Annotated in this window: 32 protein-coding genes and 1 pseudogene; 15 read left to right on the forward strand and 18 right to left on the reverse strand. The window is 36.5% G+C overall.

What is annotated here, in order from left to right; genetic code table 11:
- Positions 1-15: 15 nt before the first annotated feature.
- The 8 genes from MHH73_RS17525 to MHH73_RS17560 all read right to left on the reverse strand — a co-directional run bounded on the left by MHH73_RS17525 (position 16) and on the right by MHH73_RS17560 (position 4,296).
- Positions 16-231, reverse strand: a complete 216-nt coding sequence (locus tag MHH73_RS17525; protein ID WP_289434127.1) for a hypothetical protein — start codon at positions 229-231, stop codon at positions 16-18.
- Entirely contained in the window at positions 228-974 is a 747-nt protein-coding gene (locus tag MHH73_RS17530; RefSeq protein ID WP_289434128.1) for an MBL fold metallo-hydrolase, read from the reverse strand. Before MHH73_RS17530 ends, MHH73_RS17525 begins: the two co-directional genes overlap by 4 nt.
- Positions 971-1,855, reverse strand: a complete 885-nt coding sequence (locus MHH73_RS17535; protein ID WP_289434129.1) for a RecT family recombinase — start codon at positions 1,853-1,855, stop codon at positions 971-973. Before MHH73_RS17535 ends, MHH73_RS17530 begins: the two co-directional genes overlap by 4 nt.
- A gap of 24 nt (positions 1,856-1,879) precedes the next feature.
- Positions 1,880-2,032 (reverse strand): DUF6906 family protein, encoded by a 153-nt coding sequence (locus MHH73_RS17540; protein ID WP_289434130.1) that lies wholly within the window; start codon positions 2,030-2,032, stop codon positions 1,880-1,882.
- Entirely contained in the window at positions 2,029-3,543 is a 1,515-nt protein-coding gene (locus tag MHH73_RS17545; RefSeq protein ID WP_289434131.1) for an AAA family ATPase, read from the reverse strand. The genes MHH73_RS17540 and MHH73_RS17545 overlap by 4 nt, the downstream gene beginning before the upstream one ends.
- Positions 3,544-3,545: 2 nt before the next feature.
- Positions 3,546-3,686: a hypothetical protein gene (locus tag MHH73_RS17550; RefSeq protein WP_341068389.1), complete on the reverse strand. Its 141-nt coding sequence runs from the start codon at positions 3,684-3,686 to the stop codon at positions 3,546-3,548.
- A 184-nt stretch (positions 3,687-3,870) separates the two neighbouring features.
- Positions 3,871-4,053, reverse strand: coding sequence for a hypothetical protein (locus MHH73_RS17555; RefSeq protein ID WP_341068391.1), 183 nt, complete (start codon positions 4,051-4,053; stop codon positions 3,871-3,873).
- Between the two features lie 12 nt (positions 4,054-4,065).
- On the reverse strand, positions 4,066-4,296 hold the full coding sequence (locus tag MHH73_RS17560; RefSeq protein WP_340976093.1) for a helix-turn-helix domain-containing protein: 231 nt from the start codon (positions 4,294-4,296) through the stop codon (positions 4,066-4,068).
- Positions 4,297-4,487: 191 nt separating this feature from the next.
- Here MHH73_RS17560 and MHH73_RS17565 point away from each other — a divergent pair, with 191 nt between their 5' ends.
- The 5 genes and pseudogenes from MHH73_RS17565 to MHH73_RS17585 all read left to right on the forward strand — a co-directional run bounded on the left by MHH73_RS17565 (position 4,488) and on the right by MHH73_RS17585 (position 8,992).
- Entirely contained in the window at positions 4,488-5,186 is a 699-nt protein-coding gene (locus tag MHH73_RS17565; protein WP_340976096.1) for an XRE family transcriptional regulator, read from the forward strand.
- A 74-nt stretch (positions 5,187-5,260) separates the two neighbouring features.
- Positions 5,261-6,643: a recombinase family protein gene (locus tag MHH73_RS17570; RefSeq protein ID WP_341068394.1), complete on the forward strand. Its 1,383-nt coding sequence runs from the start codon at positions 5,261-5,263 to the stop codon at positions 6,641-6,643.
- A 37-nt stretch (positions 6,644-6,680) separates the two neighbouring features.
- Positions 6,681-7,358, forward strand: a pseudogene (locus MHH73_RS17575) (ABC transporter substrate-binding protein); the annotation flags it as partial.
- 70 nt (positions 7,359-7,428) lie between these two features.
- Positions 7,429-8,220: an ABC transporter ATP-binding protein gene (locus MHH73_RS17580; RefSeq protein ID WP_341068396.1), complete on the forward strand. Its 792-nt coding sequence runs from the start codon at positions 7,429-7,431 to the stop codon at positions 8,218-8,220.
- The gene (locus tag MHH73_RS17585; protein ID WP_341068398.1) at positions 8,186-8,992 is read left to right on the forward strand and encodes an ABC transporter permease; all 807 of its coding nucleotides are present in this window, start codon (positions 8,186-8,188) and stop codon (positions 8,990-8,992) included. Before MHH73_RS17580 ends, MHH73_RS17585 begins: the two co-directional genes overlap by 35 nt.
- A gap of 24 nt (positions 8,993-9,016) precedes the next feature.
- Here MHH73_RS17585 and ytkD read toward each other — a convergent pair whose 3' ends face one another.
- Both ytkD and MHH73_RS17595 read right to left on the reverse strand, forming a co-directional pair.
- Positions 9,017-9,490: an RNA deprotection pyrophosphohydrolase gene (ytkD, locus tag MHH73_RS17590; RefSeq protein ID WP_341068400.1), complete on the reverse strand. Its 474-nt coding sequence runs from the start codon at positions 9,488-9,490 to the stop codon at positions 9,017-9,019.
- Positions 9,491-9,604: 114 nt separating this feature from the next.
- Positions 9,605-9,928 carry a hydrolase gene (locus tag MHH73_RS17595; protein WP_318245428.1) on the reverse strand — a complete coding sequence of 108 codons (324 nt, stop codon included), beginning with the start codon at positions 9,926-9,928 and terminating at the stop codon, positions 9,605-9,607.
- A 129-nt stretch (positions 9,929-10,057) separates the two neighbouring features.
- Here MHH73_RS17595 and MHH73_RS17600 point away from each other — a divergent pair, with 129 nt between their 5' ends.
- Positions 10,058-10,294 carry a DUF6154 family protein gene (locus tag MHH73_RS17600; protein WP_191809755.1) on the forward strand — a complete coding sequence of 79 codons (237 nt, stop codon included), beginning with the start codon at positions 10,058-10,060 and terminating at the stop codon, positions 10,292-10,294.
- A 357-nt stretch (positions 10,295-10,651) separates the two neighbouring features.
- On the opposite strand, the gene MHH73_RS17605 is transcribed toward MHH73_RS17600, so the two are convergent.
- A complete protein-coding gene (locus tag MHH73_RS17605; RefSeq protein WP_191809753.1) occupies positions 10,652-11,089 on the reverse strand; it encodes a Dps family protein in 438 nt (145 codons plus the stop codon).
- 135 nt (positions 11,090-11,224) lie between these two features.
- Between MHH73_RS17605 and ytzI the strand changes: the two genes are divergently transcribed.
- The 3 genes from ytzI (at position 11,225) to MHH73_RS17620 (ending at position 13,302) form a co-directional block, all read left to right on the forward strand.
- Positions 11,225-11,398 (forward strand): YtzI protein, encoded by a 174-nt coding sequence (ytzI, locus tag MHH73_RS17610; RefSeq protein WP_191809751.1) that lies wholly within the window; start codon positions 11,225-11,227, stop codon positions 11,396-11,398.
- Positions 11,399-11,431: 33 nt separating this feature from the next.
- On the forward strand, positions 11,432-12,883 hold the full coding sequence (gene cls, locus MHH73_RS17615; RefSeq protein ID WP_191809749.1) for a cardiolipin synthase: 1,452 nt from the start codon (positions 11,432-11,434) through the stop codon (positions 12,881-12,883).
- Positions 12,884-12,960: 77 nt separating this feature from the next.
- Positions 12,961-13,302, forward strand: coding sequence for a hypothetical protein (locus MHH73_RS17620; protein ID WP_191809747.1), 342 nt, complete (start codon positions 12,961-12,963; stop codon positions 13,300-13,302).
- 275 nt (positions 13,303-13,577) lie between these two features.
- Here MHH73_RS17620 and MHH73_RS17625 read toward each other — a convergent pair whose 3' ends face one another.
- Positions 13,578-14,051: an S-ribosylhomocysteine lyase gene (locus MHH73_RS17625; protein WP_095372153.1), complete on the reverse strand. Its 474-nt coding sequence runs from the start codon at positions 14,049-14,051 to the stop codon at positions 13,578-13,580.
- Between the two features lie 153 nt (positions 14,052-14,204).
- Between MHH73_RS17625 and yidD the strand changes: the two genes are divergently transcribed.
- Positions 14,205-14,447 carry a membrane protein insertion efficiency factor YidD gene (yidD, locus tag MHH73_RS17630; RefSeq protein WP_191809744.1) on the forward strand — a complete coding sequence of 81 codons (243 nt, stop codon included), beginning with the start codon at positions 14,205-14,207 and terminating at the stop codon, positions 14,445-14,447.
- Position 14,448: 1 nt separating this feature from the next.
- On the opposite strand, the gene MHH73_RS17635 is transcribed toward yidD, so the two are convergent.
- Positions 14,449-15,012, reverse strand: coding sequence for a beta-class carbonic anhydrase (locus tag MHH73_RS17635; protein ID WP_191809742.1), 564 nt, complete (start codon positions 15,010-15,012; stop codon positions 14,449-14,451).
- A 211-nt stretch (positions 15,013-15,223) separates the two neighbouring features.
- Between MHH73_RS17635 and MHH73_RS17640 the strand changes: the two genes are divergently transcribed.
- The 5 genes from MHH73_RS17640 (at position 15,224) to MHH73_RS17660 (ending at position 18,551) form a co-directional block, all read left to right on the forward strand.
- Positions 15,224-16,201, forward strand: a complete 978-nt coding sequence (locus MHH73_RS17640) for a metal ABC transporter solute-binding protein, Zn/Mn family (RefSeq protein ID WP_341068407.1) — start codon at positions 15,224-15,226, stop codon at positions 16,199-16,201.
- Between the two features lie 236 nt (positions 16,202-16,437).
- Positions 16,438-16,587, forward strand: a complete 150-nt coding sequence (locus MHH73_RS17645) for a DUF1540 domain-containing protein (protein WP_095372149.1) — start codon at positions 16,438-16,440, stop codon at positions 16,585-16,587.
- Positions 16,588-16,914: 327 nt separating this feature from the next.
- Positions 16,915-17,898: a ribosome small subunit-dependent GTPase A gene (gene rsgA, locus MHH73_RS17650; RefSeq protein WP_341069819.1), complete on the forward strand. Its 984-nt coding sequence runs from the start codon at positions 16,915-16,917 to the stop codon at positions 17,896-17,898.
- Entirely contained in the window at positions 17,891-18,082 is a 192-nt protein-coding gene (locus MHH73_RS17655) for a hypothetical protein (RefSeq protein WP_341068408.1), read from the forward strand. Before rsgA ends, MHH73_RS17655 begins: the two co-directional genes overlap by 8 nt.
- Positions 18,075-18,551 carry a DinB family protein gene (locus MHH73_RS17660; RefSeq protein ID WP_341068409.1) on the forward strand — a complete coding sequence of 159 codons (477 nt, stop codon included), beginning with the start codon at positions 18,075-18,077 and terminating at the stop codon, positions 18,549-18,551. Before MHH73_RS17655 ends, MHH73_RS17660 begins: the two co-directional genes overlap by 8 nt.
- 32 nt (positions 18,552-18,583) lie before the next feature.
- On the opposite strand, the gene MHH73_RS17665 is transcribed toward MHH73_RS17660, so the two are convergent.
- The 5 genes from MHH73_RS17665 to MHH73_RS17685 all read right to left on the reverse strand — a co-directional run bounded on the left by MHH73_RS17665 (position 18,584) and on the right by MHH73_RS17685 (position 25,064).
- Positions 18,584-20,071, reverse strand: coding sequence for an o-succinylbenzoate--CoA ligase (locus MHH73_RS17665; protein WP_341068411.1), 1,488 nt, complete (start codon positions 20,069-20,071; stop codon positions 18,584-18,586).
- 98 nt (positions 20,072-20,169) lie between these two features.
- Positions 20,170-20,991, reverse strand: coding sequence for a 1,4-dihydroxy-2-naphthoyl-CoA synthase (menB, locus tag MHH73_RS17670; RefSeq protein ID WP_095372144.1), 822 nt, complete (start codon positions 20,989-20,991; stop codon positions 20,170-20,172).
- A 109-nt stretch (positions 20,992-21,100) separates the two neighbouring features.
- A complete protein-coding gene (gene menH / locus MHH73_RS17675; RefSeq protein WP_191809726.1) occupies positions 21,101-21,916 on the reverse strand; it encodes a 2-succinyl-6-hydroxy-2,4-cyclohexadiene-1-carboxylate synthase in 816 nt (271 codons plus the stop codon).
- Positions 21,916-23,661 (reverse strand): 2-succinyl-5-enolpyruvyl-6-hydroxy-3-cyclohexene-1-carboxylic-acid synthase, encoded by a 1,746-nt coding sequence (gene menD / locus MHH73_RS17680; protein WP_191809724.1) that lies wholly within the window; start codon positions 23,659-23,661, stop codon positions 21,916-21,918. The genes menH and menD overlap by 1 nt, the downstream gene beginning before the upstream one ends.
- A complete protein-coding gene (locus MHH73_RS17685; RefSeq protein WP_341068415.1) occupies positions 23,658-25,064 on the reverse strand; it encodes an isochorismate synthase in 1,407 nt (468 codons plus the stop codon). The genes menD and MHH73_RS17685 overlap by 4 nt, the downstream gene beginning before the upstream one ends.
- Positions 25,065-25,134 lie beyond the last annotated feature (70 nt).

Consider the following 25,134-nt stretch of genomic DNA (forward strand, 5'->3'; position numbering starts at 1 on the left):
GAGTAATCATCCGTTCTATTTCTTTAATGAATCTAATGCTTGTGAAGATAAACTGAGTGATAAACTTGCTGCTTCTAGGAAGAACTTTTGGGATTCAATTTCCTTGTTTTTCTTACTAATTTGTAGAGTTAATTCTTTAACTAACTGTTGTGCAAGCTTTCTATCTTCTCGCTCTTTTTTTAACTCTGCTTCATATTGTGCAATGAGCAATTTTAGTAAAATATGATTCACGAAATCACCTCTAACTCGTAATGTTTACCAGGCTTATAACCTTTCTTAGCAAGCATTCTCTTAATCGTCATTTCAGCTAGTGCTGGCATGTTGTTTGATGAGGATAAATGGGTAAGATAAATCTTTTCTCCATTACCGATAATAAGTTTCTGTAAGGTCTCTCCTGTTTGTTCATTACTCAGATGACCTATATGGCTCAATATCCTTGCTTTAACACTGTTCGGATAATCGGATACCTCAAGCATACTGGGTTCGTGATTGGCTTCAATAATGTAACAGTTAGAGTATTCCATGATGTTAATCATGTTCTCGTCAACGTGACCTGTATCAAGGCAAATAGAGGACCTATAACCAAAAGAATCATGTATTGTGTAGCCGACTGGATCATGTGCATCATGATGAGTTTTAAATGATTCAACACAGCAATTAGCTATTTCAAAATGAGTATTGGATTTAAAAGAAAACCGTAAGCTTTCGTCAACACTCTTGATTGATCGCCATTCACCTTCGGCAGCGTATACAGGAATTTTATATTTATTTGCTAACGGTAGCCCTTTGATATGGTCTGCATGTGCATGGGTAATTAGAATAGCTTTGATACTGTCTGGTCTAATACCAACTTCAAGGAGCTTCTTTTCTATTTTCGTTTTGGCAATACCGACATCAACAAGTAAAGTATTGTTTCCAGAACGGAGGGAAATACAATTCCCTCCTGAACCAGATGCCAAAATATCTATTTTCATTCGAGCTCGTCTCCACTGCTATTAAACTCGTTCATTTCAATATGCATTTCTAATAGACGTAACAACCCATTTAAATCAGATAGTGTAGGATTTTCACCATGGAACTGTGGAGCATTATGCTGGATATACTCTGCAGTTGCAGCCTTGCCTGTAATACCTAGTTTTTTAAATGCTTTATTTATAGCTGATCTAAGCTGCTTTTTCTGTTTCTCTTCTTCGCTTTCTACAGGTTTATCAATCACATTTTGTTGCGGTGTAATGTCCTTTCTCTCTGTTGGCTTATATTCTGGAATATCTCCATCACTGTTTGTAATGACTTCATCATCAAATTCAAGGCCATACTGTTTTTTGAGCGCTCTTTGTTGTACATGTTTGCCAAACATATCTGATGTCCATTTATTCCAGTTGTCTTTATTCTGACCAGTAAACATATGGGCAACTTCTTCTATATCCATAATCACAGTGACAGGACGGTATCCCTCACGATAGGCGATAGAATAAGCACCAATTATTTTCCCTCGTGGGAATCCAATTTCATGTGTTGCAACTTCTAACTCTTTCGTTTCCGTATTCTTAGCAATTTTAAAGACGTCATTTTCATGGACCATCTGTGTATCTGGTGGCATAAAACCTTCTTTCTCACGAGCCTTTGAAAGATACGCTTCTGCAGCGAATTGGATTCGTGCAGTGTTCCCGTATTTAATAAAGAAAATCTCATTTTTGAATGGGTCCAGACCATATGAAGCAGCTTTATGAGCAAATAAAAGAAATTCTTGATCTGTTGCAGTCGGAGCAACTGAAGTCCGTATTACTTGAAGTACCTCAGGTTTAAATGCTTCAGTAATTTCTGGTGTATATTGAGTAATTGAATTGTTGGCCATGGTTAGCCCTCCTTAGATTGTTTTTTATTCAGGTATATTTCTGATAGTTCCTGTTTCTCTATGAATAAGATGGAGAAAGCCATCTACCTTTTTAAATACAAGCCAATTTCTTGGATTAAGTCCTACAGATACGAGAGCTTTTACCTGGTTACGTGTGGGCTTTTTACCTTTCTTCATTCCGACTCCACCTCTAACTCCTTACCAGCTACTACTTGAGCCATTATTAATTGGCCAGTTGGTTGAGTAAATTTAGTTATGGACTCAGCATTATCAATACAAACAGGTACAACAACTTCACTCTGTTTTATAAGAACCTCTCTTAGCTCCAAACCAGCCCGTATCCCCTCGGAAAGTGATAAACGCTTATATTCCTTTCCATCAAGCTCAACTTCAAACGTAGGCTTAATTTCACCATTTTTAAGCTCTTCAAATAGTTTGATAGATAACTTGTCAAAAAGAGCTTGTACCTTCTCAACCTGTATTTCAGATTCCTTTGCTCTAAAAGCTTTGATGCTATCTAGAACAAAGATTGAATCATTAAGAGAAGTGAGTATGTCTTGTTCTTCTTGCTCTGCTTGTGCAACTAAGCCTTTTAAGCGTTCATATTGATTAGTAATCCTTAATGCTTCTCTTAGTGGGGCTCCTTTTTTATCGATCTCCAAAATCTCTTCACGAGCTTCACTTAAATCGATAAATTCCATTTCTTCTAATTTGGATTGCAATTCCTTGCGTTCATTGAGTAATCTATTATGATTCTCTTTATAAGACGCCTTTCGACTTTCGTGGTCCGCTCTTACTTCTTCGATTGCTTTCTCATCTAATGACTGCTTGCATGTTTTGCAGTGTTCCTCTATCTCTTCATTTTTTAGAGATGGCCACATTTCCTTAGATAATTCAATTTGATGTGTTACGTTTTGAATTTGACTTTGTATCTTATTAAATGCCTGATTTTTCTCCCATACTTGGTCCATCTGCGACTCTCTTTCTTTGACCTGCTTGTCTATCTGAGCAAGCTCAACTTTGATGGAATCAAGTGGAATAGATACAGCTTGAATTTCGTCTAATTCACTGCGTAAAGTTTTAGTACGGCTTTGTGCGGCTATATGTGTTTTATCTTTGGTATTCTTATTTTCCTTATGGATTTTTTCAATATCATTTAATGAATGCTTCTTTAGTAGCTCACCTAACCTATCAGATTGTAAATCTGACATTCTATTAAGCACTTCTTTGTTTGCTGGTGCCTGAACATATTGCAGCAACAGGGATCGCTGTTTGTCCCATTTAAGAGTGAAAAAGTAGCTTGGATTATACAGAGATAAGAACAACTCTTTTTCAAACAATGAAGCTACATGCTCATTAAACTCAGTGGCGGGAATGGGTACCTCGTTTAAGAAATATTTTGCTTTCCCCTTTTTCAATGAGCGACCTAATAAAATATTTTTCTCATCAATAGAAAGCAATAATGATGCGGTTGTTTCGTCACTTTCGTAAGTAATCGGTGTTGGGTCCAACTTGCTACCTAAAGTGTCTATACCGTACAATAACCATGTAATAGCTTCAGTAATGGAGCTTTTACCTTTGCTATTGTCGCCAGTGATCTTTGTTACCTCGCCAAAGCTAACTTCGAGATCCTGGTGATTTTTAAAGTTTTTTAAAGATAATCCAATCAATCTAATTTTTTTTGCCATTTTTATTCCTCCTCAATACAATTTTCTAGCATGTAACCAACTGTGACGACCTCACGAATGTTTGTTGAATACTCAATTCCATCAACAGTTGTATGGAAATCTCCATCTACAACCGAACCTATTAATGCTTTGTGAATGTTCACTACTTCCAACTCCTTTTAGCTTTTTTCCAAATGGCAATGTAACGATCAACAGGCGTCATTGCTAACCATTGTTTGGGGCAAATTTTCAATATGCTCACCTCCTTTAAGGTAGAATCATTATTTTTCTACAAATTTCGCAAAAAGGGCAAAAGAAAAAGGAAATTTACTGTCGTGATAATTGACCTCATTTATCAACCTTTACTGTGCTCTTTCTCTTTTTGGCAATCTCAAGATAAATTTTGATAAACTTATCAACCGCACCATTTGACGGCTCTTCACAAAGTCCAACATTGATAACTTTATCCATGCCCACCATCTCCTTTAATGAATGTATATGATTGATGGGAGGTAGGACTGCCCTACTCATTTGAAACCTCCTTTACGCAGTTTTTAATTTCCGAAAAAAATCGGATTGCGGACCAAAAAAAATATTTTCAACCGGAACTTTGTAGTACTCTTCAATCTTTACAAAAAAGGAACGGGGGACGTTTGTGGAATCTCTTTCATACTTAGAAAGCGTATCTTTGTTGATTCCAAAAAGTTCAGCTGCTTCAACTAACTTCAATCCCGCATTCACTCTCGCTGCCTTAAGTGTGATTTTGATTTTCATTTTGCATTCACCTCCTGTTATCGCTTGGTTATACAATATCCGATTATTTTCGGAATGTCAACCGATTTTTCTCGGATTAATGATTTTTATTATATATTTTTATGAAATATTATTTCGATTTTTTTCGGAATTATTCTTTACATTCCGTATATTTTCGGATATCATTAAGATATCGAAAGGAGGTGGAACAATTGATAGATAGAGATTTACCTTTAAAAAAAGAAATATCAGAAAGAGTTAAGAAATTGATGAAAGCAAAAAGTTGGACACAATTAAAACTTAGTGAAGAATCTGGGATTTCAAAGAGTACACTTTCGGACTACATAAATTGTAAAACTCTTATTAACCCAGGGAATGTTGAAAAACTTGCTGCAGCATTTAATGTTTCTAAATCTGATATTGACCCTAGCTTTAAAAGAACAGATGTTTTAAAAGAAGAAAAGATAACTTATATTTTTGATGATAGTTTACAACTCCCCCTTTATGGAGACATTGCAGCTGGAGCTCTTGCTACAGTAGAAGGTGTTACTGAGGATAGGGTAGAATATATAAATATTCCTGAAGTTCTTCTTGGTAAACATGCATTTTGCGATGGTCTTTTTGTAATGAAAGTAAATGGAGATAGCATGAATAAGATCATTAAAAATGGTTCTTATGTTGTAGCCAAACCTGTTGATACACACAGCTTTAAAGATGATGATATTGTTATTTTTAGTTACGATCGAGAGTATAGTATGAAAAGAGTTAGAAGAGATGAAGAAGATCAGGTTTTAATTTTCAGTCCCGAATCACATGACAGAAAGTTTCGAGACATAGAAGTACCGTATAATACTAATTCGGAATTAAAAATTTATGCAAAAGTAGTATGGTACTCAACAACATTAGATTAAATTTCTAGCGCTAGCAATTTAAACAGTTAGGGAGGGCGACGGCTCTCCCTATTTTATAAGGTTGGTGAATATTTGTGAGAGTTGCTATTTATGTTCGAGTATCCACCCAAGAACAAGCAAAAGAAGGGTTTTCAATTCCTGCTCAAATAGAAAGTTTACGTGCATTTTGTAAAAGTCAGGGATGGGAAATTGTTGAAGAATACAAAGAAGAAGGAAAATCTGCGAAAGATTTAGACCGTCCTAAAATGCAGGAAATGATGAAGGATCTAAAAAAGCGAAAGTTTGATTTAGTTTTAGTTCATAAATTGGATCGACTAACCAGATCAGTATTAGACTTATACAAACTACTCGAGTACTTTGAAAAATACGATGTTAAATTTAAATCATCTACAGAACAATATGATACATCAACAGCGTTGGGAAAATTATTTATAACTCTTGTAGCCTCCCTTGCACAATGGGAACGAGAGAACCTTGGTGAACGTGTTAAGTTTGGTATTCATCAAATGATTGAGGAAGGTAAACGCCCAGGCGGACATTCTCCTTATGGCTATAAATTTGATTTATCTTTTAATTGCATTGTAATTGAAGATGAATCAAAATGGGTTATAAAAATTTTCGAATGGTACGCTGATGGATACGGATATAGAAAAATATCAGATAGATTAAACGAACTTGGAATTAAACCTCGAATTGCGAAAAAATGGAACCACAATACGATATACGGAATGTTGCGTAATGATATTTACACAGGAGTATACAGATGGGGAAACAAAGTAGTATTCAATAATCACCCTGCAATAATCTCTAACTCATTATTCTTAAAAGTACAACAAAAACTTAAGAATAATCATAAAAATATAGTGAGAAAAGGGAAATTCCCGTTAACTGGCATATTGAAATGCGGTCATTGTGATGAGCCCATGAATGGTTTTTTCGATAAACGTGATAATAAAACATACTATCGTTGTTTTGGCTGTAATCGTTTAACGTACGGCAAAAGAATTACCGACCTACTTTTAGATGAAATTGAAAAACTAATTACTTCAAAGGAATATTTTATAAAGCAAATAGATAAAAACTATCAACTATCAAGTATTAACGTTGATGAAATAAGAAAAAACCTAGATAAAATTGAAAAGCAAAAGGAAAAATGGTACGCCACCTTTTTAGATGCTGACAATCCAATTCCAAAACAAACTCTATACGATAAGATTAATCAATTGAATGAACAAGAAGAAGATTTAAAAACTTTACTTCAGGAAGCAGAAATTGATGAGGAATCTCCAGAAGAAAAATTCAAAAAGCTTTCAAAAGTAAAGGATATCCATCTTATATATAACGAAGCAGACCCTTTCGAACAAAAAGAACTACTCAATAGCATATTTGAAACGTTGTTCATTCTAAGGGATAAAGGCAGAAACAAACCAATAACTTTAAAGTATAAATTAAAGTAATATATCTACATGCAAATTCCCCTGTATTATGTTTTACTTCACGCAACTGACGCAAACAGATGGTACCTTCCTTGTTGCAAGGGAAGATATCCAAGATTTCTCTTGGGATATGGTAAAGAATAGTACTTTCCTCGGACAAAGAAAAGGTGGCATGCCGCAGATGGCTGGTGAGTATACGTTAAAAAAACATGACATTGATCCACATACTGATTTAGAGCTTATTCAAAATATTGATTTTGCCAATATTGCTCCTGCTTTTTCATCCGGTACTGGTGAGTTTGTACAATTATTCGAACCAACTGCGAGTGTCTTTGAAAAAGAAGGCATTGGACATATCGTTGCTTCCTTCGGTGAAGAATCTGGTCAGCTTCCTTATACAGCATATATGACAAAGGATAGCTTCATCAATGAAAACGAAGAAACAGTAGAGAAATTCACACGGGCCATCTATAAAGCGCAACAATGGGTAGATGAACATTCAGCAGAAGAAACAGCGAAAATCATTACAAAATACTTTGATAATACCGATTTAGAAATCTTAACGATGTCAATCGACCGTTATAAAAGTCAAGGCTCCTTTGCAACCGATCCTATTTTAGAAAAAGACGAATGGGAGAACTTGCAAAACATTATGGAAGAAGCAGGTGAACTTCCTGCTCGAGTGGATTATGAAACACTTGTCAACACATCCATTGCTGAAAAAGTAGTTAAATAATCGTGCAAGATGGAGCGGATAGAAGTGAGTCTGTTCGCTCAAACATCCAGAAAAAAAAGGAGACGGCAAGATGACATTCTTAAACGTGCAAGATATTCATCATACTTACTTTACGAAATCAAATGCAGTGACGGCCCTCTCTAATATCTCACTTCAAGTGGAAGAAGGAGAATTCATATCATTTTTAGGACCGAGCGGATGTGGTAAAACGACTTTGTTATCTATCATTGCAGGTCTTTTCCAACCAACAGAGGGCCAAGTAGAATTAGAAGGAAAACAGGTTGCTACATTAAAAAGTGAAATAGGGTATATGTTGCAACAAGATTATCTATTCCCTTGGAAAACCATTGAGGAAAATATTCTATTGGGTTTAAAGATTAATCATCACTTAGATGAAGAAAAAAAAGCTTATGCAAAAGATTTATTACTGCAAATGGGATTATCAGATGTGGAGTCATTGTATCCTAAACAGTTATCAGGCGGCATGCGACAAAGGGTAGCACTTGTTAGGACACTGGCAACAGAACCTAAACTTCTCATGTTAGATGAACCATTTTCTGCTCTCGATTATCAAACAAAATTACATTTAGAAAATCTTGTATCTGACACATTAAAATCATTTGGAAAAACAGCTATTCTTGTGACACATGATATCGGCGAAGCGATTGCGATGAGCGACCGCATCTATTTATTCTCACCAAGCCCTGGTAAGGTTCATAAAGTATTTGAAGTACCTGAGGAATTAAGAGAATGCTCTCCATTTGATACAAGAAACCACCCACTGAATGCGGAAATTTTTCAAACGATTTGGAAGGAGATGGAGTCCCTTGGATCACAAGAGTCACACAAAAGCACTCCATAATGCGTATATCCGCTCCCTTAAGAAAGAAAAGTATTGGGTACGATTTTATCAACTCGTTATTTTTCTCATTTTTTTCGCGGGTTGGGAGATTGCCAGTAGAAACCAGTGGATTGATCCGCTCATTTTCAGTTCGCCTTCGAAAGTATGGGAGCTCTTTTTAATTAAAGTGCAAGATGGTACGCTGTTCTATGACTTAGGTTTCACTTTATCAGAAACCATTCTCGGTTTTATATTAGGGACATTATTGGGAACGATTTTGGCGGCGATTCTATGGTGGTCACCGTTTCTTTCTAAGATTCTAGACCCTTATCTCGTTATTTTAAACAGTATGCCGAAAGTGGCTTTAGGACCGATTTTAATTGTCGCTCTTGGGCCTAGTTTCACCTCGATTGTAGCAATGGGAACGATTATTTCCGTTATTATCACAACCATCGTCGTTTATACTTCTTTTAGAGAGGTAGACCCTAATTATATAAAGGTGCTTCAAACTTTTGGTGGAACCCGTTTCCAAATATTTAAGGAAGCCATTCTTCCATCATCATTTCCCGTAATTATTTCCACATTGAAAGTCAATGTAGGCTTATCTTGGGTCGGGGTAATCGTCGGGGAGTTTCTCGTCGCCTCTAAAGGCTTGGGCTATATGATCATTTACGGTTTCCAAGTATTTAACTTTACTTTAGTTATGCTCTCACTACTGGTCATTGCTGTATTAGCTACTATTATGTATCAAGCAGTAGAATTTTTAGAGAAGAAATTAATAAAAAACAACTAAGGGCTTGCATGAGTGTGCAGCCCTTTATTTTATGCGACTTTGGAGATAAGCTACACTTCTCTTGACTACTTGATCTTTCATGATAAAGCTATAATTAGGTTGATGAATTTCCCTCATGAGCCGATTAATCGCAACCCATTTTGGGCCATCCGTTTCGAAATAATGGTCTACATTTTGCAAATAATCAACCTCTGCAAACATGATAGCCTTCATAAATGAACGATCTTTTTCCATAACTTGATATGTACCAATATGTTCAATAGAAGACAAGACAGCTCCAGTTTCTTCTTTTACTTCTCTCTTTGCAGCAGTATATATATCTTCGCCTTCCTCCGCCTTTCCACCTGGAAACTCCCATCCTCTTTCTTTATGCCTCGTTAATAACCAGTCATCACCTTTTTTACATAACACCAACACATGACGCGGCTCCATTACAAATCCATCTACATTAAATGAGAGTGCTACACGATTCCCGTTCTGATCGATAAAATATTCCATTTAATCCTCTCACTTTACATATACTTATTGGTATATTTTACTTTGAAAGAAACGTAACGTACAGGAAAAGGTGAAAACACCGTCAATATTCATAACGGTGTTTTGAGCACAGCTTTATTGTTGTTCAGGGGGAAGAATCCCCATATTGCCAATATGATTTTTAGCCTCTTCATCTCCTAATCGATAAATGGCACGATATATTTGCGTTAAACCCTCATCATATTTATCATTTTGCCTGTCAAAATGATACTGTAAATAGGGGACATGAGCCCGGTAAAAACCTTCCCATTCTGTTGAGTAATTTTGATCAAACAACTCTCTTAATTCGATAATTTCATCATCTGTCGCCTCTATTTTAAAATTCCATGGTGAAGAAGTAGAACTTTGTGAGATTTCCCCATCATTCACCGTAATATAATAAGTTTTCTTTTGATCCACACTTTCAGCCCCTTTCTTCTTATTATTTGTTTCCCTCAATATGAATGAATTTATACGAAAAAAATGAGCAAAACCACGAACTTAACATATACTAACGTAAAATAAGAAGAAAATGGGCAGGTGCAAACAATGAAAATTATTGATGAACTGTACGACTATTATCGTAATAAGCTTACAGGTGACGAAGAAGATATTGATATGCTCACCTTTGCTTTTTTAGAAGAAATGTCTCGAGAGGATATCCTTACATTAATTGAAGAACTTGATAACCAAGAACTTTATAATCTAATGGGCCTTTATGTGATTGAATCCCTTAAAGGGAAATTTTCAGAAAGTGATTTTACGAAGCCTCAAAATTATCATTGAGTGTACATAGTACCGGTACAAGAAAAATGATGGCGGAGTTGCATGTGCAAAAAAAGACTTGTATTGATGAAAAGGTGACAAGATTAAAAGAGTCAATAAAAGGATAGGCGAATCATGATTTGTGTATAGCTCACGCAACTTCTTGATAGATGACTTAAGATCATTAGACTTATCCTTTTTCTCTTCATGTCTGACGCATTTTCTACTGAGCCTTCTCCCCCTATGTAATACAATTCTAGTTTACTCACTTTTCACTGTATCGTCCTGTACTTCAATCCATCTCTCCTAATATAAAAACACCCCGAAAGTTTTTTAGTCTAACTTTCGGGGTGCACAACAAAAGAGATTTTCTTACATTTATCCAAGAAATGCTTTAAGCATCCAGTTATGTTTTTTTACACTCTGTTTAACGGCAATAAGCATATCACCAGTGGCTTCATCCTTAGCCTCATCAGCTAGTTCAATGCCTTCTTGCAGTTCACCTAACATTTTATCAAAGTCATTCCAAACAGATTGTACCATGTCTCTTGCATCCTCTTTACCTGTTGCTTCTTCAATTGAAGCCGTATCTAAGCATTCCTTCATTGTTGCTACAGGATTTCCACCTAAAGCAAGTATTCTTTCTGCTAATTCATCAATATGGTCATTTGCTTCGTTATATAGTTCTTCAAATTTTTCATGTAATACGAAAAAGTTGCTTCCTTTAACATACCAATGGTAGTTATGTAACTTTACATACATTACTGTCCAGTTTGCTACTTGTTTATTTACTGATTGAATTAATTTTTCGCTCATATTTATCAACCTCCACTTATAAGATACCCGCTTATCCAATTTTCAAACACATAACTATCGGATAAGGAAAGATATTTTAGTTCAGATTAAAAGAGAGAAATGGTAAAATAGCTTTTGTAAAGGGGGAGACTATTTATGACTTATATTATTGTCATTATGATATCAATTCTTATTGTCTTTACAATCCTTATTTTAAGTGTAATGACAACATCCAAAGCTTACACATTTAAACATACCGTTGATCCTCTACCTAAATCTCTTACAGAAGAAGAGAAAGCACCTAACCAAGAGGACAAGGAGACAAAATAATACTAAAACTTTTTGAGAGGAATCTGCACTTCTATGGATATTTACTCCATATTTATTGGACTCATTTACCTTTTAAATATGATCCTTGCCATTGTCGTTATTTTTCTTGAACGGAAAGATGCCGCATCCACTTGGGCATGGTTACTAGTTTTGTTCTTTATCCCATTACTAGGGTTTGCCATTTACTTATTATTCGGACAAAACTTCTCCAAAAAGAAGAAAATGTTTCAATGGGAAGATCGTAAGAAAATAGGCATTGATGAAATGCTTAAAATGCAAATATCTGCTCTTCACAACCGCAGTTTGCCTGCAGAAAATGAGCAAGTTCAAAATCATTATGACCTCATTCATATGCAATTAGTAAATAATGATGCTGTACTCACCCAAGATAATGATATTCAAATGTATACTGATGGCAAAGACAAGTTCGATGCGTTATTTAAAGATATAGAAAGCGCTACCGACCATATCCATCTTCAATACTATATCTTGAGAAGGGACGCATTAAGCAAAAGTTTAATCACACTTCTGAACAAAAAAGCCCGTGAAGGTGTAAAGGTCCGCATTTTATATGATGATCTAGGGTCAAGAAGTTTAACCAAGCGGTTTTTTAAGAGCTTACGTGAAGCTGGGGGAGAGGTTGAGGCGTTCTTTCCGTCTAAATTCCACTTTATTAATTTACGGTTAAATTACCGCAATCATCGTAAGCTAGTGATTATTGATGGCAAAATTGGCTATGTTGGTGGCTTTAATGTTGGAGATGAATACTTAGGTTTAAATAAAAAATTCGGTTATTGGCGAGATACGCATTTAAGAATAGAAGGAAGCGCAGTTTATGCGATACAAACACGCTTTATTCTTGACTGGAATCAAGCTTCTCATCGTCACGACATTCATTATTTACCGGAGTATTATCCCCCTATGACTACAAAGGGACGTATCCCTATGCAAATAGTAGCAAGCGGACCTGATAACGAACTCGAACAAATCAAACTTGGTTATATCAAAATGATTATGTCTGCAAAAGAAACCATTCTTATTCAAACTCCCTATTTTATCCCTGATGCGAGTGTGGTTGATGCACTTAGAATAGCTGTTTTGTCGGGTGTTAATGTGAAAATCATGATTCCTAACAAGCCTGACCATATGTTTGTTTATTGGGCTACCTATTCGTACATTGGTGAATTATTAAAACTCGGGGCAAAAGTGCTGATTTATGATAATGGTTTTATTCATGCGAAAACAATCGTAATTGATGATGAAATTGCATCTGTTGGGACAGCCAATATTGATGTTCGAAGCTTTAAACTCAACTTTGAGGTCAATGCGTTTATTTATGACCGCAAGATAGCTGAGGAAGTGGCAGCTAGTTTCTATAATGATGTAAGAGTATCACGTAACCTTACATTAGATGATTACAATAACCGTTCCTTATATATTAAGTTCAAGGAATCTATATCACGCCTACTATCACCGATTCTGTGAGTCGGTGATTTTTGTATAGATTTATGGTGATCAATAACATAAAATAGGAATATATGGATAAAAAAGGAGTCATGTTGATGAAGAAAAAGTTTTGGACCATTTTCCTCATTACCTTTGCCATCGAAACAGGTATCACATATTTTCTCTCTTCTCAGTTTACTGTGCGCTTTATTGAAGTCATGTTCTTTACGGGCATTGTATTCCTTATTACAAGCATTTATTTTTCTGGAGGGCTTTCTTACATCAAGGAACAACAAGATGCTAGAACTCGGGCTGAAACGGGCTTCACACCCTTTGTAGAACCACCGACTATATTTAGACGAGGACCATTCTTTATCGCTTCCCTCACCTTTTTTCTTATCGGGCTTATTTTTTTCATCTTGCTACTAACTGAAATTATTCCTCCAGTACCTTTATAAATAAAGGTTTGTTTTCAATACATAATTGAGTTTCTTATTAGTTCTGTTATTAATTTTTTTAATAATCAAAAACAAGAGGTAAATGTAAGGAATTGGGTGGACTTTATTTGTAGCGGACAGATTTTACTCAATCTTCGTCCTTTAGATTAAAAATGTTCTTGATTCAGAGAAAGTTTATCTTTCTGTTTGCGTTGTGGTAAAGTAATAATCTTTTCATTTCTTATAACCGTTAAAAATAAAAAACCTTCCATCAAATATGATGGAAGGAGAACCACTTAAGCAAATACTTGCTTTAATTCTTCTTTTGATTGAGAAAGCCAATATTTCATTAACTTCTTTGCACCTTCTAGGTCGTGTAGCTTCGCTTGACCACATTGTTTTTCATTTGCTGCTGGTATTTCTACAATTTCAACAGCATCTTTCATTGTTGCATCTAAAAGGTCGATAATTTCTTCCACTGTTGGCTCACCACTTACGACTAAATAGTAGCCTGTTTGACAACCCATTGGCGAGATATCAATAATATCAAAATGATCATATTTCTCTGCGTGTGTTCGAATGTTAAACGCAAGTAAATGTTCAAGTGTGTGAATAGAATCTGGCTTCATAGCCGCTTTGTTTGGCTGACAGAAACGAATATCATATTTGTTGATCTTTCCGTCTGTTCCTACTTTATGCACGCCACAATGTCTCACATATGGAGCCTTGACAGCGTTATGGTCTAATTCAAAACTTTCAACTGATGGCATAAAATACACTCCTTTATCATCATTGCCTTTATTATACTATAATATCCGACTAATTTCATCAACTTTAAATATATAGTCAATGATTTGGACTTTTCACCCTATTATATGATATCTTGGTGCTAAAAGAGCAACTTTTTTCAAAGGAAGGTCCATATGTTACAAAAAATCATGCTTGGATTTTTTAAATTCTATCAAGTCGCCATTTCACCCATCAAGCCACCTACTTGTCGTTTTTACCCTACTTGCTCTAATTACGGATTAGAGGCCGTTAAACGCTTTGGTGCAATAAAGGGTGGATATTTAACTATTAAAAGAATCTTAAAATGTCACCCATTCCATCCTGGTGGAGTTGATTTCGTGCCGGAAGAATGGCCAAATCGGAAACAAAGCAAATAACTTATTTCTTCTCATATCCATCCACTACTAAGTCCAGTTTGCCCGTACTAGGATCGATGACAAGACCATGTACTGGTACTGCTGGAATCAGCGGGTGGTTCTTAATCATATCGACACTATGCGCGACACTGTCCTCTACTTGATCAAAGCCTTCTAACCAGCTCTCAATATTAATACCAGAATAATTCAAAGTAGAAATCGTTTCTTCTGAAATGCCTCTTTCCTTCATATTTTCAATCATAGCATTGGCATTCATTCCACTCATCCCACAATCATGGTGGCCAATCACTAAGACTTCATCTGCTTTTAATTGATACAGAGCAACAAGAATACTTCTCATAATACTACCGAACGGATGACTCACAAGGGCCCCTGCTGTTTTGACGATTTTTATATCACCATTTTTCACATTCAATGCTTTCGGTAATAGTTCCACTAATCTTGTATCCATACAAGTCAAAATAACCATTCGTTTGTTTGGATATTTCGTTGTGGCATAATCACGATATTGCTCTGTTTCAACAAACTCCTTATTAAATGCTAATACCTCTTGTAAAAGACTCATTATTTTCATCTCCACTACGTATATTGGTAAATATGTGTTAAATCGCTTGCTCTTCTTTTATGATACAAAATAGTATCCATTTTAACAAATTTTATACTTGATTTTTGGATTTAGTTTTTGTATGATTACATATGTGAATCGGAATGATTACGGATTAAAACGAAATATAAATCGTAATAAATACGATTTGATACATTGAGGGGAGAAACATATGAAGAAATTATCTATTTTACTTATTCCTTTTATTTTCATCCTTGCTGCATGTTCAAATTCAACTGCCAGCGACAAAGGAACAGCACAATCATCAGAAGATGTTTTATCTGTTTATACTACAGTCTACCCATTACAATACTTCACAGAAAGAATCGGTGGAGACCTTGTTGATGTAAAAACTGTTTATCCTCCTGGCTCTGATGAACATACTTTCGAACCTTCGCAAAAGGACATGATTAAAATGGCGGATTCTGATTTATTTATCTATATGGGCCTTGGTTTAGAAGGATTTGTTGATCAAGCGAAAGATATCTTAAATAATGAAGGCGTCAAAATGATTGCCGCTGGTGAAAATCTTGCAATAGAAAACACAGAGCAACACAATCACGATGATCATGAACATGAACATGATCACGACCATGATGGTCATAGTCATGATGGACACGACCATGGCGATGTTGACCCACATGTTTGGATTGATCCAGTATACGGACAGCAATTAGCAGAGGAAATTAAAGCACAATTAATTACTGCCCTTCCAGAGCATGAAGAAGAATTCACAGCAAACTTTAATAAACTAAATGAAGAACTAAATGAATTAAATAATACATTTACTTCAATGGTTGAAAATGCAAATAAAAACAAATTCATCGTTTCTCATGCAGCCTATGGTTATTGGGAATCGCGTTATGGGTTAGAACAAATAAGTGTAGCTGGGCTTAGCACATCTAGTGAGCCTTCCCAAAAGCAGTTGCAGAATATTATTCAAACAGCAAATGAAAATGAATTAGATACGATTTATTTCGAGCAAAATGTTAGCTCTAAATTAACTGAGATCGTTCAATCTGAAATCGGGGCCGAGAGCCTACAGCTTCATAACCTTGCTGTCTTAACTGAAGCAGACATTAATGATGGAGAAAACTATTTTACCTTAATGGAAAAAAATATTGAAAACCTGGAAAAAGGTTTAAACTAACTTTTAGTGGGACCAGAGCAAATGAATGCTTTGGTTCTAATTTTTTCAAGAAATCATATATAGGGTAAAAAGCATTTAACTACCCATATCGTAAGAATCAGAGATATTGTTAGTGATAATTAGTTTCCTCTTCCTTTTTTTGAAAAAACTTATGATTATATCATAAGCCAATTATGGTAAGAATAGTGATGATGGCGAAATCCATCTGAAGATTTTTTCTAAAGGAAGTGAAAATGATGGCAAAAGATGTATTGTGTGAAGTCAATAATTGTACTTTCTGGGAAAAAGGCAATCTATGTGGTGCTGATCAAATTTATGTAGTCAGCCATCGAGACCAGGCATCTACGAGCAAGGAAACTGACTGTAAAACGTTTGAACCTCAATAAGAAATAGCCTATAGACGCTTTTATATGTAATTTCCGTACATATAAAGGCGTCTTCCTTTTTCTAAAAAAAATAATTATTGCTATTTTTCAAATAAAATTATATACTGAAGCTACTAAATATTGAAAGTGGGTGAGCATGATGAATCTAATTAACTTTTTCATACCGAAGCAATTAAAGTTTTCATATTTATCATGCTCATTGGAAATAGGTTAATACCCTATTACTCATTTCTTTCATTTATGTGCGGATAAACCTTATGATCCTTTAATTGCGGGTCATAAGGTTTTTTATATATCACAAAAATGGAGGAAATGAATTTGAAAAACATGCATGAAAAACAACTCATCGGGCGAATTGCTATCGCCTATAACCATATGTACAAAATATTGACAAAAGAGCAAAAATTATTACCAGCTACCCTACCTGGCAACTATCACTATCATGTACAACATGAGGCAGACTATCCAACTGTTGGTGATTGGGTGGTCTTTCACCAATTACAAAATGAAGATAAAGCGATTATCCAAGAAATTTTACCACGAACGAGCAAGTTTTCAAGGAAAACTGCCGGTGTTGCAATGAAGGAACAAATCATCGCCACCAACATAGATTATCTATTTATTGTTACAAGCATGAACGAAGATTTTAATATAGCAAGAATCGAGCGCTATTTAGTAGCCGTACAACATTCTGGAGCTTCACCTATTATTGTGTTAACGAAAGCTGATCTTTGTGAAGATAAAGGATGGATTTCAGATCAATTATTACTACTTGGCGTCGATTTCACAATGGTTAGTATGTTTCAACCTGAATCTGTAGAGGTCATCAAAGATTACTTATCCGGAGGCAAAACTGGGGCATTTGTGGGATCATCTGGTGTCGGGAAATCTACACTTATTAACTTACTAACGAATGAGGATCGAATGAAGGTGGGCAATATTCGTGAAGATGATCAAAAAGGTCGCCACACCACAACCCACAGAGAATTAATTCTATTAGGTGATGGTTATATCATCGATACACCAGGTATGCGTGAATTTCAACTTTGGGAAGATGATATAAATATAGGCGAGAGCTTTACAGACATTCAGGCACTAAGTGAGCAATGTAAATTTAGAAACTGCTCTCATCATAAAGAAGTAGGATGTGCCGTACAACAAGCAATCGTTGAAGGTAAAATTACTGAGAAGAGACTTAGTAACTACTTTAAACTAGAACGAGAATTAATCATGCTCGAGAAACGTCGTGTCAAACAAGAAAAGAAACGTATGAAAACAACGAATAAGAAAAAGAGTGCACGTTATGAGTGACATTCATTTAACTGCAATCAAGAAAGAGAATTGGTATAGTGGATATTTTAAAACGGTTGGCTTCATTGATAGCGGAAATTATTTTGGCAGAGAAACCGCTTATCTATTCCCTATAACCGATTACTTGCTTCAATGTGAAATTTGCTTAAAGGGAAAATTCATTAGGAGGAAGGGTAATGGCTGAAGCTAGAGAAGTATTATGCAATCAGTTAGCTGCAAATGCAGATGATCCTAGTTGGTATACACCCTTCTTGCAAACTGTTGATGAAATAAGTGAAGAAGAAGCGTTCATGAAGCTAAACAGTAAAAGTCATAGCATAGCCGAAATAACACAACATCTCATTTACTGGAATGAAGTTTGGCATGTTCGTTTTAAAGATAATGATGTTGGGACAGTTAAGCGAATAGAAAATAATGATTTGAGCTTTGTCGTTCCTAAAGGAAAAACCTTTTCAGATTTAAAAGCTTCACTCTTGGTCAAGTTACAACACTGGCAAAAAACCCTAACAACCAATGAATTATTAGATCAACATGTCAAAGGATTTCCTGTCACAGCCCATTGGTGGGCAATCATTGCCAATGTCACTTCACACAATGCATACCATATAGGACAGATAGCTTATTTGAAGAAAATAATAAAGTCATCATATTAGAAAATCCGAACAAATATTCGGATTTTCTTTCTTTAAAATACTTGTACCATTTTTCTTAGTTCTCTTCGCAGGATTTTTTTAGCTGCGTTTCTTGGAATTTGATCGACAATAAAAAATCTCTTCGGAATTTTGTACTTCGCTAATTTTTCTTGGCAAAATTCCTCAAGCTCTTTATGAGAAACTTCTGCGTTTTTCTTGATTACAACAAATGCTACCGGCACTTCTCCCCATGTGGAATCTTTCATACCAATCACACCTGTATCATCTACAGCTGGATGAGCAGCAACAATTCCTTCTACTTCAGCAGGATACACATTTTCTCCTCCTGAAATAATCAAATCAGAGCGACGGTCGAGCACATAAAGAAAGCCATCCTCATCAAGAAGGCCTATATCCCCCGTTGCTAGCCAACCTTGTTGAATTTTTTCAGCAGTTGCCTCATCTTTACCTAAATAACCACTTGTTACATTTGGCCCTTTAACAAAAATTTCACCAGATTCATTTGCCTCTGCCTCTTCACCCGTCTCTCTACATATCTTTACTTGAGAAGGGAATAAGGCTTTACCAGCAGAACCTAGCTTTTTCATACTATCCTCAGGTGATAATGTCACGATTTGTGAAGAAGTCTCTGTCATCCCGTATGTTTGATAAACCGGAATACCACAAGAAACGGAATCCTCTAATAGTGCACGAGATGCCGGTCCTCCTCCAAGCAACAAACAGCGAAATGAATCGTGCAACGTCTGCTGTTGCAAACGTTCTACCATTTTCTTCAACATCGTACTGACTGCAGACATAATTGTCACTTGTTGCTCACGGATCAGTGTAATCGTTTTATCCGCATCGAAACTATCTAATAGTACAATCTTATGTCCATAAATGAGTCCTCTCATAAGAATGGAGAAACCGCTTATATGAAATAATGGAACAGCACATAACCATACATCATTATCTCTTAGTCCAAGGTTTAAACTTGAGCCAACTGCACTCCATAAGTGGTTACCGTAAGTTTGCATTACACCTTTTGGATGACCTGTCGTTCCTGATGTGTACATAATTGTGCAAATATCATCTAACCGGACTTCCCTTACAATGGAAGGCTCCTCGTAATCATCATCTACGATTTCCTCCTTAACAAGTAAACGAAGGGATGGTACTTCCATTTCCACATCAGTTCGAACTTTTTTAAATGCTTCTTCCGTAATAAAAAAGACAGACTCTGAATCCTGTAATTGCCAAATAATTTCTTTACTCGTTAGCCTACTGTTTAATATTACCGCTTTAACGCCGAGAAGTTGCAAAGCGAATAAAATGAAAACCGAATGAAGATTATTCTTAAGCAGTACGCCAACGAATTGTGTTTGCTTTACTCCTTTTGCTGATAAGATACCCGCCCACCGATATGCCTCATTATAAACGTTTTCAAAAGTATAACTCTTTCCTTCATAATAAAACGCTTCTCTTTTCGGAGTAGATAAAAACCTTTTATAAATAAAATTTTGCATCTCTTGATTAGACAAAACAGACACCTTCTTTAATATAGTCACAACGAATCCTAAAAAACAATGGCAAAACAGCTTGATGGTCATCCCATCAAGCTGCTCATTGTATCATTTCATTAAGGGAAACGTGGGAATTGTCCAAAGTCAGGATCACGTTTTTCTTTAAATGCGTCTCTACCTTCTTTTGCTTCATCAGAAGTATAGTAAAGAAGTGTTGCATCTCCAGCAAACTGCTGAAGGCCTGCTAGACCATCTGTATCTGCATTAAATGCAGCTTTTAAGAAACGAATCGCAGTTGGACTTTTTGATAGAATTTCTTCACACCATTGAATCGTTTCCTCTTCTACTTTTTCAAGTGGTACTACTGTATTAACTAATCCCATGTCTAAAGCTTCTTGTGCGTTATATTGACGGCATAAGAACCAAATCTCACGCGCTTTCTTATGTCCTACAAGACGTGCCAAGTATCCAGAACCATAACCAGCGTCAAAGCTACCGACTTTCGGGCCTGTTTGACCAAATACAGCATTATCTGCAGCAATTGTTAAATCACAAACAACGTGAAGAACATGGCCACCACCAATAGCATAACCTTTTACCATTGCAATGACAGGTTTAGGAATGACACGAATCAATCGTTGTAAGTCTAGTACGTTCAAACGAGGAATTTGGTCATCTCCAACATATCCGCCGTGTCCACGGACTTTTTGGTCCCCACCAGAACAGAAAGCTTTATCTCCTGCTCCTGTAAGAACGATTACACCTACATTAGAATCATCTCGTGCGTATGCAAATGCATCCATTAATTCCATTACAGTTTTAGGTGTGAATGCATTATGTACGTGCGGACGGTTAATTGTAATTTTGGCAATACCGTTATATGTTTCATATAGAATTTCTTCATACTTACGGCCTGCTACCCATTCTACTGCTGACATTTCAAAGTCCTCCTTCTATATTACTAACTCAATTTGTAGTTTTAATAGTGCTTCCTATCATATTTTAGCAATAATTGACGAAAAACACACCTTTTTTCATGATTTTCTTCTAACAGGTTGATGTTTCCAATAAAAACTTCTCTATTTCAGCCACATACTGTAAAGGTTTTTCAAGGTGAACGGTATGGCCCGATTCTTCAATCGTATGATGTGTAGCATGCTGAATACGCTTAGACATTTCTTCACCAATCATGCAAAACTTTTGATCGATTGAACCTGTTAAAATAAGGACTGGCATCTGAAGCTCCGCGATCGCTGTCCACCAACTAGGTTGCGCACCCGTCCCCATCCCAATAAGACTGTTTATTAACCCTTGAGGGTTATTTCTCAGTCGTTGCCTCCGTACCTGCTCTCTCTTACGTGCTGTTAATCTCTTTTGACTTGCAAACAAAGGGATGTTTTCCCAATAATTCACAAATCCCTCTATTTCTTTATCTTTAATCATTTGACAAATTTTCATATCATTTTTTATGCGTAATGCTCTATCTTCACTAGAGTCGATTCCTGGTGTGGTACTCTCAAGGATCAGGCGATGGACTTTTTCTGGAAAAAGCAGAGCAAAGGTAATGGCTAATCGCCCGCCCATTGAATAGCCCACTACATCAACTTTATTTAACTTCATAATGTCTATTAAATGGGCAAGCATAGCCGCTTGTTCTTCTATTTGATAATGAGAAATATCTTCCGGTGAATCTGACTGCCCGTGACCAATAATATCCGGTGCAATGATGGTTCGATCAGATATTTCTTCTGAATAAAATCGCCAACTATTGCCATACCCTGTAAATCCATGAAGCGCCATGATCGGCTCTCCATTACCGAAAGTTTCGACATGATATTTCACATTTTTGAAGAAAAAGTCCATTAGTCTTCGTCCTTTATTCTCTTATCTATTTCCCGGGAAACAGATTCCCACAAATTCCGATGTTCTCTTACATTATTTTCTCTATTGGTCATAACCTCAATTACCTTTAAATGAGATGTCTCCGTTTCAATTGCTTCCGAGAACTGCTGCCAATCTTCCACCTTTATATAATCTCCACCAAACATTGTTACACTGTGTGAGAAATCAATGTTCAAAGGCGTTCCAAACAATAATTCAAAATGCTTCGGGTGTTCTGACTGTGGTAGGAAAGAGAAGATCCCTCCACCGTTATTATTTATAACAATCACTGTAATAGGAATATGGTAGAGTTTACTAGCAATCAATCCATTCAAGTCGTGGAAGAAAGTCAAATCTCCAACGATTAGGTATAGCGGTTGTGCATGCATAGCCACACCAAGAGCTGTGGAAATCGTACCGTCAATACCATTTGCTCCTCTATTACCTAAAATCCTCATCGATTTGTTATTGCCAAAATAAAAGCTATCTAAATCCCGAATGGGCATGCTATTCCCAACGAAAATCGTAGCCTCTTCAGGCAGTAACTGACCTAACTGCGCAAAAATCTTTCCCTCATTGAGTTGTTCTATTTCCAACACTTTTACCATTTCACTTTTTGCCACATCATTAACGTCCTGCCATAAAGTTAGATAGTCATTCTCTTGTCTAGCATTGGCACGGAGAGTCAGTTCTTCACAAAATTGTTTCTCATCACAATAAATCATATCTGTTGATAACAATGAAGGGTCTCTGAAACCGCCGCCACCATCAACAATTAATTGCCGCGTTTCCGGATACTGCTTCATAAACAGTAGCAACGGTTTCGATACGGGCATCGCTCCAAAACGAATGATTAACTCAGGTTGCAACTCAACTTTCGCTGTCTCACTTTTTAAAATGGCATCATATGCATCAATGATTTGGCTCTGTTCATGGCGTCCACTGCGTAATTGTGAAAGTGGATCAGCAATAATTGGAAATTGTAACACCTTTCCAAGTTCAACAATCTTATGCGAAAGGTCAGCATCATCCATCGGCCCGCAGATAATCAAACCTTTTTTATATGTTGAGACCGTTTGCGCCATCGTATCAAACCTGGCATCATCTACTGTTAAAAAAGATGATGACACTGTCATATACTTTTCTTCTCTAGAAGAACTATGGAAAATCTCCGGATCATTTAGATCGGGAATAAGCGGTTCCCTAAACGGAAAATTCAAATGAACAGGGCCTGCTGGGTTCCTTTTCGCCGTAGCAACTGCTCTCACAGCAGTTGTACGGACATAATTAATCATCGAAGCAGCATTCTCAGGTGGTGCCATTTCTGCAAACCATTTGACATTTTTTCCGTACATTTGAATTTGGTCGATCGCTTGTGGCGCACCTATATCTCTTAGTTCATGAGGACGGTCTGCAGTAAAGACAAGTAGAGGTACTCGAGAGTAAAACGCTTCAATTATCGCAGGATAGTAATTTGCCGCAGCTGTACCCGAAGTACATAAAATGGCGACTGGACGTTTTGTACCTTTGGCCATGCCAAGAGCAAAAAAGGCGGCCGAACGTTCATCAACATGGATATGAACTTGAAGATCTGGGTGCTCTGCCATTACCATAGCCATGGGCGTAGAGCGGGATCCAGGACTGACAACCACATCTTCTACGCCATTTTTTACTAGCTCAGTAATGAAAGCTGCAATGTATTTTGTTAAAGCCTGTTGATGGCTCATTTTATTTCCCCTCCAAGCGCTGATAACATTGGTCTAAACTTAATTTTCGTTTCCTGAAATTCACTTTCAACTTCAGAATCTTTCACAATGCCACAGCCAGCAAATATCGAAGCCTCATTATCTTGAATTAATCCCGATCGCAAAGCAACTGCAAAATCGCCATTGCCTTGATAATCCAGCCAGCCAATTGGACTGCCATATAAACCTCTGTCTAATATCTCCAAATTCCTAATGGCTTCCACAGCTTTTTCTGTCGGAACGCCACCAAGAGCTGGTGTTGGGTGCAGTTTTTCTATAATTGCAAAGAGCGAACCTTCCTTACTAGTTTCTGCAATAACTGGAGTATAAAGGTGTTGAATATCTCTTAATTTTAAAAGCTGAGGGCCGTCAGGTATGTCGACTTCTGTACCTACCATTTCCATCGCTTGACGAATCATATCTACAACATATTGATGCTCTTGGAGATTTTTTTCGTCTTGTAATAATTCTTTCCCGAGAACTTCATCCTCTTCCTTCGTCTCTCCTCTTTTTATTGAGCCTGCTAAACAAGTTGTATAAAGCGTATGGCCTTGTTTTTTCACTAACCGTTCTGGTGTCGCTCCAATAAAACAATCGGATCCTGACTCAAAGGCAAAAATAAAGCTGTTTTTTTGCTTGTCTAAAAGGTTTTGTAGGACGCTTTCAATTTGTACAGTATTAGCAAAAGTAAGCCTCGTTTCTCTTGCTAAAACAACTTTTTGTATAACGTCTTTTCTCATCTCATCTACTACTTTTGCGACAGCTTTCTTCCATTCTCTAGGCGCTACCTCTTGTTGGGCAATCACCTTGTTATTTTTAATAGTAGGAAATATTTTCGCATTTTGTAACAATTGCCTACGTTCCTCTAACATATCTTCTATACGATCTTCTCTATCGTTTGGATGAACAAGCATATTCGTTGTTAAAAAAGTACGGCCACCAGTCATAGTGCACATATACTGCGGTAGATGAAAATCTGTATGCTTATATTGGCTCCATAATTCGGTCTTCTCTTTCAAAGGATCGAAAGTGAATCCACCAAATATTGTTGGGCCAATCGCATCGATAGAGTAAGAATTATGGATTATTGCCTCATCAAGCAATGACTGCCACCTTTTTTGCACATAAAAAAAGCGGTCAGTAGTCTGATCCGATTGAAATAAATAGTTAATACCAACACCAGTTATTACAACCTCATTATCAGAACCTGTCCAAAAAAACCGATCACCTAGTTCTGTCTTTTTTCCTGCTCCAAAAAAAGCTAAAGGATCTATGCAATCTATCTCACAAACCTTACTAAATAAAATATCATGGTTCGTTCGTTGTGCTTTCGATAACGCTTCAATAAACCCTTCTTTAAATTCTGTGTGCTGTAAAGTAAACAAAAAAATCCCTCCAATAACAGCTACAATCAGCTGCTATTCTTCATTCCTTAAAGATACACCTCTTGCTTAA

Origin of the sequence: Cytobacillus sp. FSL K6-0265 (genome assembly GCF_038003465.1) — a bacterium.
Lineage (GTDB): Bacteria > Bacillota > Bacilli > Bacillales > Cytobacillaceae > Cytobacillus > Cytobacillus stercorigallinarum.